Genomic DNA, 13,569 nt, shown 5'->3' on the forward strand with positions numbered 1-13,569 from the left:
TGGCTGGTGGGCTTTTGCGTGGGCAAGGGAATGAAGGCCACCGCCGTCGCGCACCCGATCCAGGGCCTGTTGAAGTATCACGGGTTTCGCGATCGGGAGCGAAACGTCCCGGCTCATGACTCGATTTCGGTCTGTACGGCCCCCTCCCGGACCACGACGACCGTGGCGTTCGGCCACGAGACCGATCAGGTCACGGTCGATGGGGAGCCGATCGACGAGGAGGGGGCCGACCGGGCGCGTGAGGTGCTGGATCTGGTACGCGAGCGGGCGGGGATCGAATCCGGGGCCAGGGTGGTCTCGGAGAACACGTTCGAGTCGAACGTCGGCCTGGGGGCCTCGGCGTCGGCCTACGCGGCCCTGGCGAAAGCCGCCGTGGACGCCGCCGGGCTGGATCTCTCCCGGGACGAACTCTCCGGGCTCGCCCGCCGGGGTGCGGCCTCGGCCGCCCGGAGTGTCGTCGGTGGCTTCGCACACTTGCACACGGCGACCGCTCCGGCTGATGCCGTCGCCTCGCCGATTCCGTCGGGGTTCGACCAGGACCTGCGGATCGTGATCGCCTCGCTGCCCGAGCGGAAGTACACCTCTCGCGCGCACACCACCACCCCCGAATCGCCGTACTTCGAGGGGCGGCTGGCCGGTGTGCCCGAGACGACTGCGGACCTGCGGACGGCGATCCGAACCGGGGACTTTCACACTACCTTCGGGATCGCCGAGCGGGAGTCGATCGAACTCCTCGGGGTGACGATGACGGGCCCGGACGGCTGGCTGTACTGGCGGCCCGAGACGCTCACCGTGCTCGACATCGCTCGCTCACTGCGAAATGAGGGCGTCCCGGTGTACTTCTCGGCTGACACCGGCGCGACGGCCTATCTGAACACGACGGCCGAACACGTCGAGACCGTTCGGGAAGCGATCGAAGCTGAATCCATCCCGACCCGGACCTGGCGGGTCGGCGGTGGGGTGCGGGCCGCGACGACCCACCTCTTCTAGTCGAAAAACGGCGCGAGTCCCGCGACGGCTCCGAGATCGAGATGCCGCTCCAGCAGCGTGGCGGCCCGCTCGTAGGGGGAGGCGCCTTGCTCTCCACCGGCGGGGCGATCCAGTCCGGCCCGCTCGAAGAGTACCTCGACGAACGCCTCACGCACCGATTCGTTCTCGAAGAGCCCGTGGAGGTAGGTGCCGAGCACGTCGCCCTGTTGGGCGCTGTAGGGTTCGAGTGGGTGGGAAAGCGGTTCGCGGAACGCCGTCGCCCCCATGTGGATCTCGTAGCCCGAAGCCGTGCCAGTCGCGCCGGCGATCGGGCCCCGCCCCTCGACCTGGCAGGTCGTGCGGGTGACTTCCTTCTCGGCGGAGAAGGTCGTCACCACTGGGAGCACGCCCAGCGCGTCGATGGTGCCCTCGACGGCCGTGCTCTCGATGCCGGCTTCCTCGATCCGGTCGCCGAGCATCTGATAGCCGCCACAGATGCCCACGATCGGCCCGGAAAACGCCCGGAGTGACTCGCCAAAACTGGCCTCCTGGAGTGCGAGCAAATCATCGACGGTGTTCTTCGAGCCGGGGAGGACGACCGCGTCGAACTCGGCCAGATTCACGTCCAGCGGGACGTACTCTACTCGAACGCCGGGCTCCATCGCGAGCGGTTCGAGGTCGGTGAAATTCGAGATGAAGGGGAAGCGTGGCACCGCGACGGTCACCGTTGCTGCCTCCGGTACGCCGTCTTCGGCGCCGAAGACGGTGTGCTCGCCCACATTCGGCAGCGAGACGCTGTCCTCCGCTGGAAGCCCCGGATCGTCGGCGGGCAGCACTCCCAGCACCGGCACGCCGGTCAGTTCCTCGAACTGTTCGATCCCGGGTTCGAGGACCGACAGCGTGCCCCGGAACTTGTTGATGACCATCCCTTCGACCTGCTCGCGGACGTCTTCGGGCATCAGTTCCAGGGTGCCATAGAGGCTGGCGAAGACCCCGCCACGCTCGATGTCCCCGACCAGGATCACGTCGGCGTCGGCAAACCTGGCGGTCTCGACGTTGGCGAGGTCCCGATCCTGGAGGTTGATCTCGGCGACGCTGCCCGCGCCTTCGGCGACGAGCACGTCGTACTCGGACGCGAGTCGCCGGTGTGAGGCGATCGCGGCCTCCCGGGCGGTCTCCCAGTGGTCGTCGTAGTAGGAGCCGGGGTCCAGGTGGTCGTGGGCTTGCCCGTGGATTACGAGTTGGCTCTCCCCGTCGCCACGTGGCTTCAGGAGGACCGGATTCATGTCCGTCGTCGGGGTCACGTTTGCCGCCCGGGCCTGGACGTACTGGGAGACCCCGATCTCGCCGTACTCCGCGCCCGTGCCGTCTGCCTCCGGTGACACGACGACCCGGGCGTTGTTGCTCATGTTCTGTGCCTTGTATGGGGCGACGGTGACCCCGCGATTCGCGAGCAGGCGGGCCAGGCCCGCGGTCACGACGGACTTGCCGACGTGGCTCGCGGTGCCCGCCACGAGGATGGTCGCCGCGTCGTCCGGGTGTGTGTGGTCTGTCATGGGTCGAATGGCGCCGCGTCCTGGCTGGTGACGATCCCTGCATCGGCCGCCTCGACGGTCTCCGGAGGTGGGGACTCGGCCATCCGCGAGGCGAGACTGTCCGTGATCGCCCGGCGAACCGCCGAGCGGGCCGCATCACCGACGGCGGTCGCGCTGCCGGCGAACGCGCTTGGGTCCCCCGCGGGGTCGGTGGCGACAGCCACCGCGTCCGACGTCGTCCCGGTGAAGCCCGTGTGGGCCTGGACCGTCGCGGTCTTGGCCTCGACCACCGCGGCCAGCAAGGTCGCCAGTGTGCCGTCCTCGAGCGCTCGATCGGTGCCGACCAGGAGGTTGATCGTCCCCGGTTCCGGAGCGGTGTCTATCAGCCCGGCTGGCTCGCTGCCGTCCGGGTGCAGCGGGAGCGACGCGGGATTCGAGAGTCCGACCGTTGCGACCGCCCGCACGCCGTTCCGTGCGGCCCCGGCAGCGTGTTGCAACTCGACGCCAGTCAGCAGCCCCGGGCCGGCCGTCTCGAAGCCGGCGGCCTGGCGACGCTCTTCGACGTAGGTATCTAGGTCCGTCCGCTCCCAGCCCTCCGGAACGGAGACGTTGTAGACGGCGTCGCTGTTGGTGTACCCCCCGCTCCAGCCCGTGAGCAGCCAGCGAGCACCAGGCGATTTCGCCTGGAGGACGCCATCTCGGATCGTCGTCTCAAACATTCAGGAGCACCTCCTCCAGCCGCCGGTTCTCGCTGGGAAGTCGGATCGCCGCTCTAACGTGTGAATCCAGGCCGCGGAAGGTTCGGGCGTCCCGGAGAATGATCCCGCGCTCGCGGGCTTTCGCGAGGAGGTCGGACACCGAGCCATCGACCGCAAGCAGGAGGAACGGGGCGTCGGAGGGCGCGATCTCGTAGCGGTCGTCCAGGGTGGCGACGAGCTGCGATCGCTCCTGTCGCACTCGCTTGCGGGTCCGTTCGATGAACTCGGTGGCCCGCATGGCCTGGGTCCCGACCTGCATCGCCGGGACGCCGAGGTTCCAGGTCAGTCGCGCCCGTTCGAGTCGGTCCCGAAGCGAACCCGTCGCCACGGCGAAGCCAGCCCTGAGTCCCGGCAGCCCGAAGAGCTTGGTCAACGAGCGGGCGACGATCACACCGGGAGTCCCCGAGAGCGTGGGCTGGTCGGTGAAGCCCAGGAACGCCTCGTCCACGAGCACGGGCGTGTCCGTGGCCCGGCTTTCGGCCACGAACTCCCGGAGTCGATCTGGGTCGGCGGCCTCGCCGGTCGGGTTGTTCGGGTTGCAGACGATCGCCAGGGCGTGCCCGCTCGGATCGGCATCGAGCAACGTATCGTGGGGAACGAATTCCGGTGTGGCTCCCTGGAGTCGCACCTCGCGGGCGTACTCGCCGAAACTGGGGTACGGGACGAGCACCGAGTCCCCGGGCGAGACCGTGACCGAGAGCGCGAGCCGAATCGCGGCCAGGCCGCCCGGTGTCGGGATCACCTGGCCCGGATCCACGTCGACGTAGTCAGCGGCGGCCCGCCGGTAGGCTGGGGCGGTATCGTCCGGATAGGCCTTCGAATCCGCGAAACTGCCCTGAAACGCGGCCTCGATTCCGGGCGGCGTCTCCGGGTTCACGTTGGCGCTGAAATCGATGCCCGCTGCCTCAGGTTCGCTGCCGTGGGGCACACGCTCCACGCTCGGGACACTATCGCGGTCCATCGTCCCTCCGGTCGTCGAGGACCGTCGCGACCCAGGCGTCTCGCAGTCGGTTCACGTTCACGGCGAATCGGGTGTCTGTCGTCATGAGTGTCTGTTCGGGTTCCGGTGGGCCAACCACGTTGACCCCGGTCGGGGCCACTTTTTGGCCCGCGGCCTCGATCGTGGCGTCGATCGACACGCCGAGGGAGCGTTTCAACTCGACCGGGACCGCGACCATGGCCGAGCCGGCGTCGTACCCGTCGAGGACCCAGTCGATCGCGTCGCCGGCGAGCAGCGGGAGGTCCGCGCCCACGGTCAGCACTGGCGTGTCGACCCGGTCGAGGGCCCGTTCCAGGTCGGCGACGTAGCCCTCGCCAGGCCCCTCGATCACGGGGACGTCGACGTGGGCGGCCGTCCGGGGCGTGTCCGGCGAGACCACGGCGAACACCTGCTCGATTCGGCTGGCTGCAAGCGCCTCGATGACCCGATCGATCATGGGCACGCCCCCGATCTCGAAACACGCCTTCTCCCCGTCGAAGTCGAGCCGTGTTCCCAGGCCGCCACACATCACCAGAGCGTCCACACGATCACCCCCGCGAGCAGCGCGGCCAGCCGTCCGACTTCGTTCGTCGCGCCGAGCACGTCGCCGTTGATTCCACCTAGCCGGGACCGAGCCCACCGCTCGCCCAGGATGCCGGTCGTGCCCCCGACAATTACTGCGACTGCAGCGGCGGGGTGGCCCACTGTCAACAGGATCGCGGGCAGCGCCCCGGCCATGGCGAGGGGACCGGTCCATCGGTCGACGTTCCCAGCGAGTGCCGAGCCGAGGCCTTCGTGTGAGGGGGTGCCACGAATCAGGACTTCGACCATGCCGAGTTTCGCGCCGACCTCGGCCGCGATCACCAGGCCAACGAGGCCGGTGCCAGCGAGGGTCTGGCCGACGGCGAACAGGCCCAGGAGTAGCAAGCCCAGCGCCAGGACGGCCCCGACGCCGATCGCGCTGTCCTTCATCGCGGCCCTGGCCTCGGCCGGGTCGCCGTGGGTTGCCACGCCATCGGCCACGTCGAGCAGGCCGTCGGCGTGGTTGATGCCGCCGAAGACCCCGTAGCCAAGGACAAAGGCAAAGCCCACGATCGTCTCGGGCAGCGGGAGGAACAGTAGCAGCGCCACGAGCGCGCCCAGAATATAGCCCACGCCGATCATCGCGGCTGGGCGGTCGGCGAAGGCCTCCCAGTTAGCGGCGGTCTGGCCGACCGGGAGGGTCGTCAGGAAGCCGACTGCGCCCCGGAGTGCGCTCAGAACCATGCGATCACCCCCGCCAGCGCGAAGGCGAGCAGGCCGGCCCGCCGGACGATTCGAACGCTTTGTCTGGCCCGACCGAGCGACGGCAGCTCGGCCGCGGGGTTGAGATCGTAGGTCTCGGGCTTACAGAGCCGGACGTCGAGGACGGCCGCCAGGGTCGCCATCGGCCAGCCCGAGTTCGGGGAGGGAGGATCACGCGCCCAGGCCCTGGCTGTTTGGAGCGCTCCCGGCTGCCCGGCCGCGAGCGCGATGAGCACGGCGCTCAGTCGGGCCGGTACCCACTCGACGAGGTCGTCCAGGCGAGCGCTCGCGGTACCGACCCGTCGATCACGGTAGCCCACCATCGAGTCGAGGGTGTTCACCGCCTTGACCCAGGCGGCCGCGCCCACGGCCACCGGCAGCGAGACGAGACTCCCCAGCGCGAAGGCCAGGAGTGGGGCAAGTAGCCCGTCAGCGAGGTTCTCCGCGAGGCTCTCGACCGCGCCGCTGCGCAACGCCTTTGGGCCGAGCGTCTCGGTGTCCCGGCCCACGAGCCCGATGATACTCTCCCGGGCGTGGTCGAGGTCGGTCTCGGTCGCTTCGATCACGGTCGTCGTGAGGTCACAGAGCATATCGAGGCTGACGGTGGTAAACAGAAGGACGCCCGCGAGAATCCCCGCGAGCCAGTGGCCGTCGAGCAGCCAAATCGGGAGGGCTGTGGCGAGTGCCGCGACGAGCGGGAGCCAGAGCGCGAACAGCAATCCGACGAGGCGTGGGTGCTCGGTCGGTCGGTCGAGCCAGCCGATCGCCCGGCCCAGCCACGCGACTGGGTGCATCGACTCGGGTGGCTCGCCCACGACGGCGTCGAGGAGAAGTGCCACGCCGACCGCCAGGGTCGCTATCGGGGGCATCGACGGTGGCTTGCCCCGCAGGGGATATCAGTCGGGCGATCCGTCAGTCGCGTTCGGGCCACGTCACTCCCGGCGCAGGAACGCGGCCCCGCCGAGTGCGAGCAGCGCGACGATCGGGCCGAACCCGGGCGCTTCGGTCTCGGTGGTCACGGCCGTGGTATCCTCGTTCTGTGTGTCTTCAGTCGTGGTCGCCTGGGCGGACTCGTAGGCTTCGGGGTGGAGTTCACTCGCGATGTGTTCGACCACGTCGACGGTCCGCGGCGCGGCCTGACTGATGGAGTGGGCGTTCACGGTGACGATCTGGTCGTTCTGCACGGCCGGGGTCTCGTTGTAGGCTTCCTTGTCCGGGATGCCCGGGGCCTCGTCGTTGACGACGATCCACTCGGGGCTCTGGTTGGCGACGACCTCGTCGCTCACCATCTGGAAGCCCGAAATCCCGGCCTCGCTGGCCACGTTCGTGGCCCCGGCGGTGGTGAGGATCTCGTCGATGAACGTGCCCTCGCCGGAGGTGTAGCCGGCGAACGCGTAGAGCACGCGGGGCGAGTCCTCGCCGTCGACGGCCTCGGCGACGGTATCGAGGGTCTGTTCCATCTCCGTGGCCTTCGCGTCCGCACCCTCACACTCGCCGGTCAACTGACCGATCAGGCGGGTCTTCTCGACCACGTCGTCCATGGTCTCGGAAGCGCCGAAGTGATAGACCGTGAGGTCCTCATCCTGCCGCAGTTGTTCGACTTTCTCCTCGCTGATGATGTCCGGTGCAAGTACGATGTCGGGGTCCTGGGCGATGACCCGCTCGGTGTTCACGAAGCCCTCCTCACCGGAGACGATCTCCTTTTCCTCGTCCCAGTCGAGGTAGGTGGCCCGGTCGGAGATGCCGATGACCTTCTCCTGAGCGCCGATCTCGTACATCGTCTGGGCGGCGCTCGGCGCGAGGGTCACGACCGTCTCGGGTTCCTCCTCGATCGTGATCTCGGTGTCGGTCGAGTCGGTCACGGTGAGCGGGTACGAACAGTCACTGCCACTCTGGGCGGCCACACCCCCCAGTCCGCCGGCGACGCCGGCGGTCAGGAGCAGGGCCGTCAGTCCGACGGCGAACAATCCACGTGGAACGTGCATAGTAGTGAATGGTGACTGTGAATGTTAAATTTGTCTACCTCAAATTCGGTTGTGTAACTGGGAATCTCATCAGGGTTGAGTACACATAACGAATTTGTTAATATTGGGGATTTAATATTGGTGCACCGGAAGGTACGGACGGATATGGTCGTACAAAACGAATTGCGAACGGCGATGGAAGCCAGCCGGGAGGACCTCATCGAGGTTCTCGCGCAGTACCAGGCCGTCCCCGTGGTCGACGACGGACAGGAGGTTTCGAGTCTGCTCGGTGGTCGGACGAACACCGAGTTCAAACTGGAAGAACCGGGGGGTGTGGAGACGACCGACCGGCAGACCCGACAGGAAGTCCTCGAACACCTCGGGGTCGAAGACGAACAAGACCTCGAACCGGTCCAGGAGGAGATCAAGAACCACCAGGCGTGGGGCGAGAAGGTCTGAGTGGCCGGGCACCCACCGAGGACGTGTCCCGGCTAGCTGTCACCGCCCACCCACGGTCGTTCTTCGATCGACTCTCGCCCCAGTGTCAACTATCTGTCAGGGCAATCACACAGAAAATACCGACTACGCCACCGGTTTTCTCCACCCCTGGGGTTTGGTCCCACGTCACTGGTCATATATCAGAAAGGAGGTGAAAATTAATATCGATGAGCCGGTAGGTTAGGATGGACTATGGTCGTTCAAAGCGAACTCCGTGAAGCGATGGAGTCGGGCCGCGATGAGACGATCGAACTGCTGGCCCGCAACGAGACCGTGCCGGTCATCGACGAGGAGGCCGAGGTTTCGGACCTGCTGGGTGGCCGCAAACAACCATCCTTCAAGCTGGAGGAGGAAGACGGCGTCGAGACCGTCGACCGCCAGACCCGACAGGACGTGCTGAACTTCCTCGACATCGAGGACGAGGCGGACCTCGAACCGGTTCAGGAGGAGATCAGAAACCACGAGGACTGGGGAGCTGACGTCTGAGCGGCCCAGTCGGGATCCGACTTCCGGTCACTCGACGGCGTCGGGAGTGCTGGCGAGGGTGACCCGTTCTGCGAGCCAGTCCAGGGCCGTCTGGACCTCGTGTTCGCTCTCGCCGGTCACGCGCACCCGGTTTCGGTCGGCTAACTCGCCGGGGTAGCTCCCGGCCCGGACGGCAAATTGGGCTTCGAGCTCCTGAAGATGCTCCGCGAGGACCCCCTCGGGAGCGTCCGTATAGCGGGTTTCCATCACCACGTCGCCGCCGAAGTCCGCGGCGATCTGCTCGAAGGTGGCTTTGAGCTCGCTCGGTACGCCGGGCAGGACATAGACGTTTTCCACTGTACACCCCCTGGCGAGCCCTTTGGGGTTCTCGATCGGTTGGCCACCCGCGACGGTCTCGGCCACCCGGTCGACGTCCAGTCCCAGGTCGTACTTCGCTGCGAGGTCGGGGTGGGCCGCGACGAAGGCTTCGGAGGACTCCCTGGCTGCCGCCCGTGCCTCGGGATCGACCACCAGGTCCCGATCCAGCGCATCCGCAACCGCCGCCATGGTCAGATCGTCCGGGGTCCCGCCCAGGCCGCCGGTGACGATGACCCGGTCGTGGCGGGCGGCCCGGGTGGCGACCCGCTCGGCGATGAGTTCGCGGTCGTCACCGATCGTGAGGATCTCGACGACGCGGCCGCCCCGCTCGGTGAGCTTCCGGGCGAGCCAACTCGCGTTCGTGTTCTCGGTCTCGCCGGCCAGGAGTTCGTCCCCGACCGTGATGATCGCCACGTCCATAGTCGGGATACGTGCGGCCGTCAGGAAAGTGTCCGGTTCCTGGTTCGGTACCTTGAAGCGAGCCGTTCTCGAACGCCCGACCATGGATTACAGCGAGGCGGCGAACTACCTCCTCGGTCTTCGCCGGTTTCGGACCCAACTCGGTACCGAAGACATCGCCCGGTTTCTGGAGACGGCCGGTAACCCACAGGCTGGCACGGACTTCGTCCAGATCGCCGGCTCGAACGGCAAGGGCAGCACGGCCCGGATGCTCGCCTCGGTTCTCCGAGAGGCGGGCCTTGACGTGGGACTCTACACCTCGCCGGACCTGGGGGACGTTCGCGAGCGGGTGCAGGTCAACGGCCGGAAGATCCCCAAGTCGGCGATCACCGAATTCGTCTCGACGTTCCGCGAGCGCCTGGACAGCGGGGCCGCCCGCTCGGAACCGCTGACTCACTTCGAGGCCCTCACTGCCCTGGCGATCTGGTACTTCGGGGAGCGTGACGTGGACGTCGCCATCCTCGAGGTCGGGATCGGCGGGCAGTACGACGCGACGAGCGTCGTCTCGCCGATCGCGAGTGCGGTGACCAACGTCTCGCTCGAACACACCGACGTGCTCGGTTCGACTCGCGAGGAAATCGCCCGGGACAAAGTTCACGTCGCCCCCGAGGACGGCCCGCTGGTCACGGCCGCGGATTCGGTCTTCGACACCCTCCGGGAGCATACCGATCTCACCACGGTCGGCTGGGCGGACACGGACGTCGTCGTGGAGTCCCTCGGTCGGGACGGCTACGAGGCCCAGGAGATCACCGTCCGCGGCGAGGGCCTCGATCTCACGGCTCGAATTCCACACCTCGGTCGCCACCAGGCCGAGAACGCTGGCGTGGCGGTCGCGCTGGCGAGACAGGTCACCGACGTCGATCCCGACACGATCGCCAGAGGGCTCAGAAAGGCGGCGTGGCCGGGCCGATTCGAGGTGATGGAGCAGGACCCGCTCGTCCTCCTGGACGGCGCGCACAACCCTGGCGCGAGCGAGCAACTCGGGTCGGTGCTCACGGACCTGGCCTACGAGGACCTCTATCTGGTCTTCGGGGCGATGCACGACAAGGACCTCGGGGCCATGATCGAGGCCCTGCCCCGCCCCACACAGGTCTTTACCTGTCGCCCGGATAAGAAGCGAGCCGAGGACGAGCGCGTGCTGGCGAAGGCCTGGGAGGCAGCCGGCGTTGATGCCGTCGAGGCGGTCGGCTCCGTTCTGGGGGGTGTCAATCGGGCCATCAACCAGGCCGGTCCCGAGGACGCCGTGGTGATCGCGGGCTCGCTCTACACCGTCGCCGAGGCCCGGCAGCGCTGGGCCCGGACCGTGATCCCGGTCGACGCCAAATTCGCGAGTGAGGCCGACGGGACCGAACCGCTCGCGGCACTCGACCGCGCGGAACGACCGATCGAGGCGGCCGATCGCCGCTTCGGGACGGTTCGAACACGGCTCCCACGGGATGGGGCCCGAACGGTCCAGGCAGAGATGTTGCGGGCGGGCGGGGAGTGTGAGATCTCGGCGCTCATCGAGGAGGCCCGCTTCGTCGATGTCATCCTCTCGGGCACTCGAACCCAGTTCCGGACGCTCTTCGATGCCCTCGAAGACCGGGACTGTTGTCCCACCCTCCCTGCGGACATCGAAGCCGCACTCGGTCCCACGCCGACCGATTTCCCGGGGCTCGACCCAGCCCACCAGCCCGCCCTGATGGGCATCCTGAACATCACGCCGGACTCCTTCCACGACGGCGGGGAGTACAACGCCGTCCCGCAGGCCATCGAGCGGGCCGAGAAGCTAATCGAGGACGGTGCCGACATCATCGACGTCGGCGGGGAGAGTACCCGGCCCGGCGCGGATCCCGTCGAGATTCAGGCGGAGATCGATCGGATCGTCCCGGTCATCGAAGCCTTGCAGGACCTGGACGCGATGATTTCGGTGGACACACGGAAGGCCGAGGTCGCGACGGCGGCCATCGAGGCCGGTGCGGACATCATCAACGACCAGGACGGCCTGGAAGACCCGGCGCTGCGGGCCGTCGTCGCCGAACACGACGTGCCGGTGATCCTGATGCACAGCATCAACACGCCGGTCCAGCCCGACGCCGACGTGCCCTACGACGACGTGGTCACGGACGTCATCGCCGAACTCAAAGAGCGGGTGCTCCTGGCTCGCCGGGCGGGTATCGATCGGGATCAGATCGTCCTCGACCCCGGCATCGGCTTCGGCAAGACCGCAGCCGAGAACTTCGAACTGCTGGATCGGCTCCACGAGCTGACGGGGTTGGGACTGCCCGTGCTCTTTGCCCACTCACACAAGTCCCTCTTCGCGGACATCGGCTATGCGGACGGGGATCGACTCCTGCCGACGGTCGTCGCCTCGGCGATGGCGGCCGAACGGGGGGCTGCCGCCTTGCGGGTTCACGACGTCGCCGAGAACCTGGCGGCGGTCAAGACGGCCGGCGCGACCGACCGGACGGAGTAGTCACTGGTCGGCTTTTTCGACGCGAAAAAGAAAACCGCCAGCCGCGGGGTTAGTCGTCGTCCGTGCCGATGCCGTCACTCGGGTCGATCTGGGACCCGCGCTGGTCGATTTCCTTTTGCGTGAGGAAGACCGGCTTGACGTGACGGAAGGTCCGGATCGTCGCCCAGACCGCAAGCAGGAGGACGATCGCGAACGGCCCGCCGGTGAGCACGGAGGCGGTCTGCAACGCGTTCCCCCCACCGAAGACCAGGAGCAGCGCGGCGAGCAGTCCCATCGTCACACCCCAGATGGTGCGGTTGATGGTCGACGGCTTCTCCTTCCCGCCCGTGGTGAGCATGCCCAGCGCGAGCGTGGAGGAGTCAGCCGAGGTGACGAAGAACGTCGTCACGAGCAGCAGGAACGCGAGCATGAGGAACACGCCCAGCGCCCCTGGAAGCATCGCTTCGAACAGCGGGTATCCCAGTCCGTCGTACCCGATGTTGTTGTAGGTCTCGACGATCGGGGCCACGCCGTTGTTCTCCATCCAGATGGAGGAGCCGCCGAGCGCGGCGAACCACGGGATCGTCACGCCCGTGGAGGCGATCACGCCAGTACCGACCATCTGTCGGACCGTCCGACCACGCGAAATGCGGGCGATGAACAGGCCGACGAACGGGGCCCACGCGAACCACCAGGCCCAGTAGAACACGGTCCAGGCAGCCGGGAACCCGGCCGGACTGAGGCCCGCGGAGTTCGTGAACGTACTAACTGCGATGAAGTTGTTGACGTACTGACCGACTGCGTCGGCACCCAGATCGAGGATGTACGCGGTCGGGCCGAAGATGAAGGCCACCGCCATCAGGAAGAAGAACACCACCATGTTGAAGTTCGAGACCCGCTTGATGCCCTTTTCGACCCCTAACGCAGCGGAGAGGGTGAAGGCCACGGTCAGGCCCGTAACCATCAGTATGGTGAGCATGTCCGTCGTCTGGATGCCGAAGATGTAGTTCAGGCCACCCAGGAACTGGCCACCGACGAACCCGAGCGAGGTCGCGATGCCACCGATGGTGGCGAACACGCCCGTGATGTCGATGACTTTCGGCAGCCAGCCGTCGAGGTTGTCAGTGCCGAGGAACGGCGCGAGCACCGTCGAAACGCGGAGCGGTGCGCCGTATCGGTAGGCGAAGAAGGCGATCGGCAGCGCCAGCAGCACGTAGAAGGACCACGCGGAGATCCCCCAGTGGAAGAACGTGTACGACACCGCGTCTACGGCGGCTGCAGGCGTGCCGGCTTCTGCAGTACCAGCGAGCGGGCTGTTCGCCGGCGGCGCGTAGAGCGTGTAGTGGGAGACGGCCTCCGCGGGCCCCCAGAACACGATCCCCGCCGCGATGCCCGCCGAGTAGAGCATCGCGAAGTAGGACTTGAAGGAGTGTTCCGGGTCCTCGTCGGGCTTGCCGATCCGAATATTGCCCCACGGGCCCAAGAGCAAGAAGAGCCCGAAGACCACCAGGAAGAAGCCAACCAGCAGGTAGGCCCATCCTAGGGACGAGGTCATCCAGCTAAACGCGTTGTTGATGAAGTTTCTCGAAGCATCCGGCGAAAGCACTAACGCGACAATCGCCAGGAGGGATACTCCGAGGCCGATGCTGTACACCACCGGGTCGAGTTCGTCGAAGAACGTACCGATTGCACCCTTGTTTCCTGTACTCATGTGTGTGTGTTATCGTTACCCATCCGTTGGTTGTGGGTCCGATACGCACTAACGATACGGACGAGGGGTTATGAAATTATTTATTCCTTTTTCGTCATTATCGAACGCAGAAAGCTACCCCTACCCGTATTCGGG

Annotated in this window: 13 protein-coding genes; 4 read left to right on the plus strand and 9 right to left on the minus strand. The window is 66.9% G+C overall.

Annotated features, from left to right (window positions below; translation table 11 throughout):
- The first annotated feature begins 30 nt into the window (after positions 1 to 30).
- Positions 31 to 990: a diphosphomevalonate decarboxylase gene (locus tag RH831_RS04670; protein WP_310553096.1), complete on the plus strand. Its 960-nt coding sequence runs from the start codon at positions 31 to 33 to the stop codon at positions 988 to 990.
- Here RH831_RS04670 and RH831_RS04675 read toward each other — a convergent pair.
- The 7 genes from RH831_RS04675 to RH831_RS04705 form a co-directional block, all read right to left on the minus strand.
- Positions 987 to 2,525: a cobyric acid synthase gene (locus RH831_RS04675; RefSeq protein ID WP_310553097.1), complete on the minus strand. Its 1,539-nt coding sequence runs from the start codon at positions 2,523 to 2,525 to the stop codon at positions 987 to 989. The genes RH831_RS04670 and RH831_RS04675 overlap by 4 nt on opposite strands.
- Entirely contained in the window at positions 2,522 to 3,223 is a 702-nt protein-coding gene (locus tag RH831_RS04680; protein ID WP_310553098.1) for an adenosylcobinamide amidohydrolase, read from the minus strand. The genes RH831_RS04675 and RH831_RS04680 overlap by 4 nt, the downstream gene beginning before the upstream one ends.
- A complete protein-coding gene (locus RH831_RS04685) occupies positions 3,216 to 4,223 on the minus strand; it encodes a pyridoxal phosphate-dependent class II aminotransferase (RefSeq protein WP_310553099.1) in 1,008 nt (335 codons plus the stop codon). The genes RH831_RS04680 and RH831_RS04685 overlap by 8 nt, the downstream gene beginning before the upstream one ends.
- Complete coding sequence (locus tag RH831_RS04690; RefSeq protein WP_310554137.1) at positions 4,210 to 4,770, minus strand: NTP transferase domain-containing protein; 561 nt, start codon at positions 4,768 to 4,770, stop codon at positions 4,210 to 4,212. The genes RH831_RS04685 and RH831_RS04690 overlap by 14 nt, the downstream gene beginning before the upstream one ends.
- A complete protein-coding gene (cobS, locus tag RH831_RS04695; RefSeq protein WP_310553100.1) occupies positions 4,770 to 5,507 on the minus strand; it encodes an adenosylcobinamide-GDP ribazoletransferase in 738 nt (245 codons plus the stop codon). Before cobS ends, RH831_RS04690 begins: the two co-directional genes overlap by 1 nt.
- Complete coding sequence (gene cbiB / locus RH831_RS04700; RefSeq protein ID WP_310553101.1) at positions 5,498 to 6,394, minus strand: adenosylcobinamide-phosphate synthase CbiB; 897 nt, start codon at positions 6,392 to 6,394, stop codon at positions 5,498 to 5,500. The genes cobS and cbiB overlap by 10 nt, the downstream gene beginning before the upstream one ends.
- A 63-nt stretch (positions 6,395 to 6,457) precedes the next feature.
- A complete protein-coding gene (locus RH831_RS04705; RefSeq protein ID WP_310553102.1) occupies positions 6,458 to 7,510 on the minus strand; it encodes a PGF-CTERM-anchored ABC transporter substrate-binding protein in 1,053 nt (350 codons plus the stop codon).
- A 144-nt stretch (positions 7,511 to 7,654) separates the two neighbouring features.
- Between RH831_RS04705 and RH831_RS04710 the strand changes: the two genes are divergently transcribed.
- Together RH831_RS04710 and RH831_RS04715 are read left to right on the plus strand one after the other, a co-directional pair.
- Complete coding sequence (locus RH831_RS04710) at positions 7,655 to 7,948, plus strand: hypothetical protein (RefSeq protein WP_310553103.1); 294 nt, start codon at positions 7,655 to 7,657, stop codon at positions 7,946 to 7,948.
- A 231-nt stretch (positions 7,949 to 8,179) separates the two neighbouring features.
- Complete coding sequence (locus RH831_RS04715; RefSeq protein WP_310553104.1) at positions 8,180 to 8,473, plus strand: hypothetical protein; 294 nt, start codon at positions 8,180 to 8,182, stop codon at positions 8,471 to 8,473.
- A 27-nt stretch (positions 8,474 to 8,500) separates the two neighbouring features.
- Here the strand turns inward: RH831_RS04715 and RH831_RS04720 are convergent, their stop codons facing one another.
- A complete protein-coding gene (locus RH831_RS04720) occupies positions 8,501 to 9,250 on the minus strand; it encodes a molybdopterin-binding protein (RefSeq protein WP_310553105.1) in 750 nt (249 codons plus the stop codon).
- A gap of 82 nt (positions 9,251 to 9,332) precedes the next feature.
- Here RH831_RS04720 and folP point away from each other — a divergent pair, with 82 nt between their 5' ends.
- Positions 9,333 to 11,744 carry a dihydropteroate synthase gene (gene folP / locus RH831_RS04725; protein ID WP_310553106.1) on the plus strand — a complete coding sequence of 804 codons (2,412 nt, stop codon included), beginning with the start codon at positions 9,333 to 9,335 and terminating at the stop codon, positions 11,742 to 11,744.
- Between the two features lie 49 nt (positions 11,745 to 11,793).
- Here folP and RH831_RS04730 read toward each other — a convergent pair whose 3' ends face one another.
- A complete protein-coding gene (locus tag RH831_RS04730) occupies positions 11,794 to 13,434 on the minus strand; it encodes a BCCT family transporter (protein ID WP_310553107.1) in 1,641 nt (546 codons plus the stop codon).
- Positions 13,435 to 13,569 lie beyond the last annotated feature (135 nt).

The organism is Halodesulfurarchaeum sp. HSR-GB (genome assembly GCF_031432215.1).
Lineage (GTDB): Archaea > Halobacteriota > Halobacteria > Halobacteriales > Halobacteriaceae > Halodesulfurarchaeum.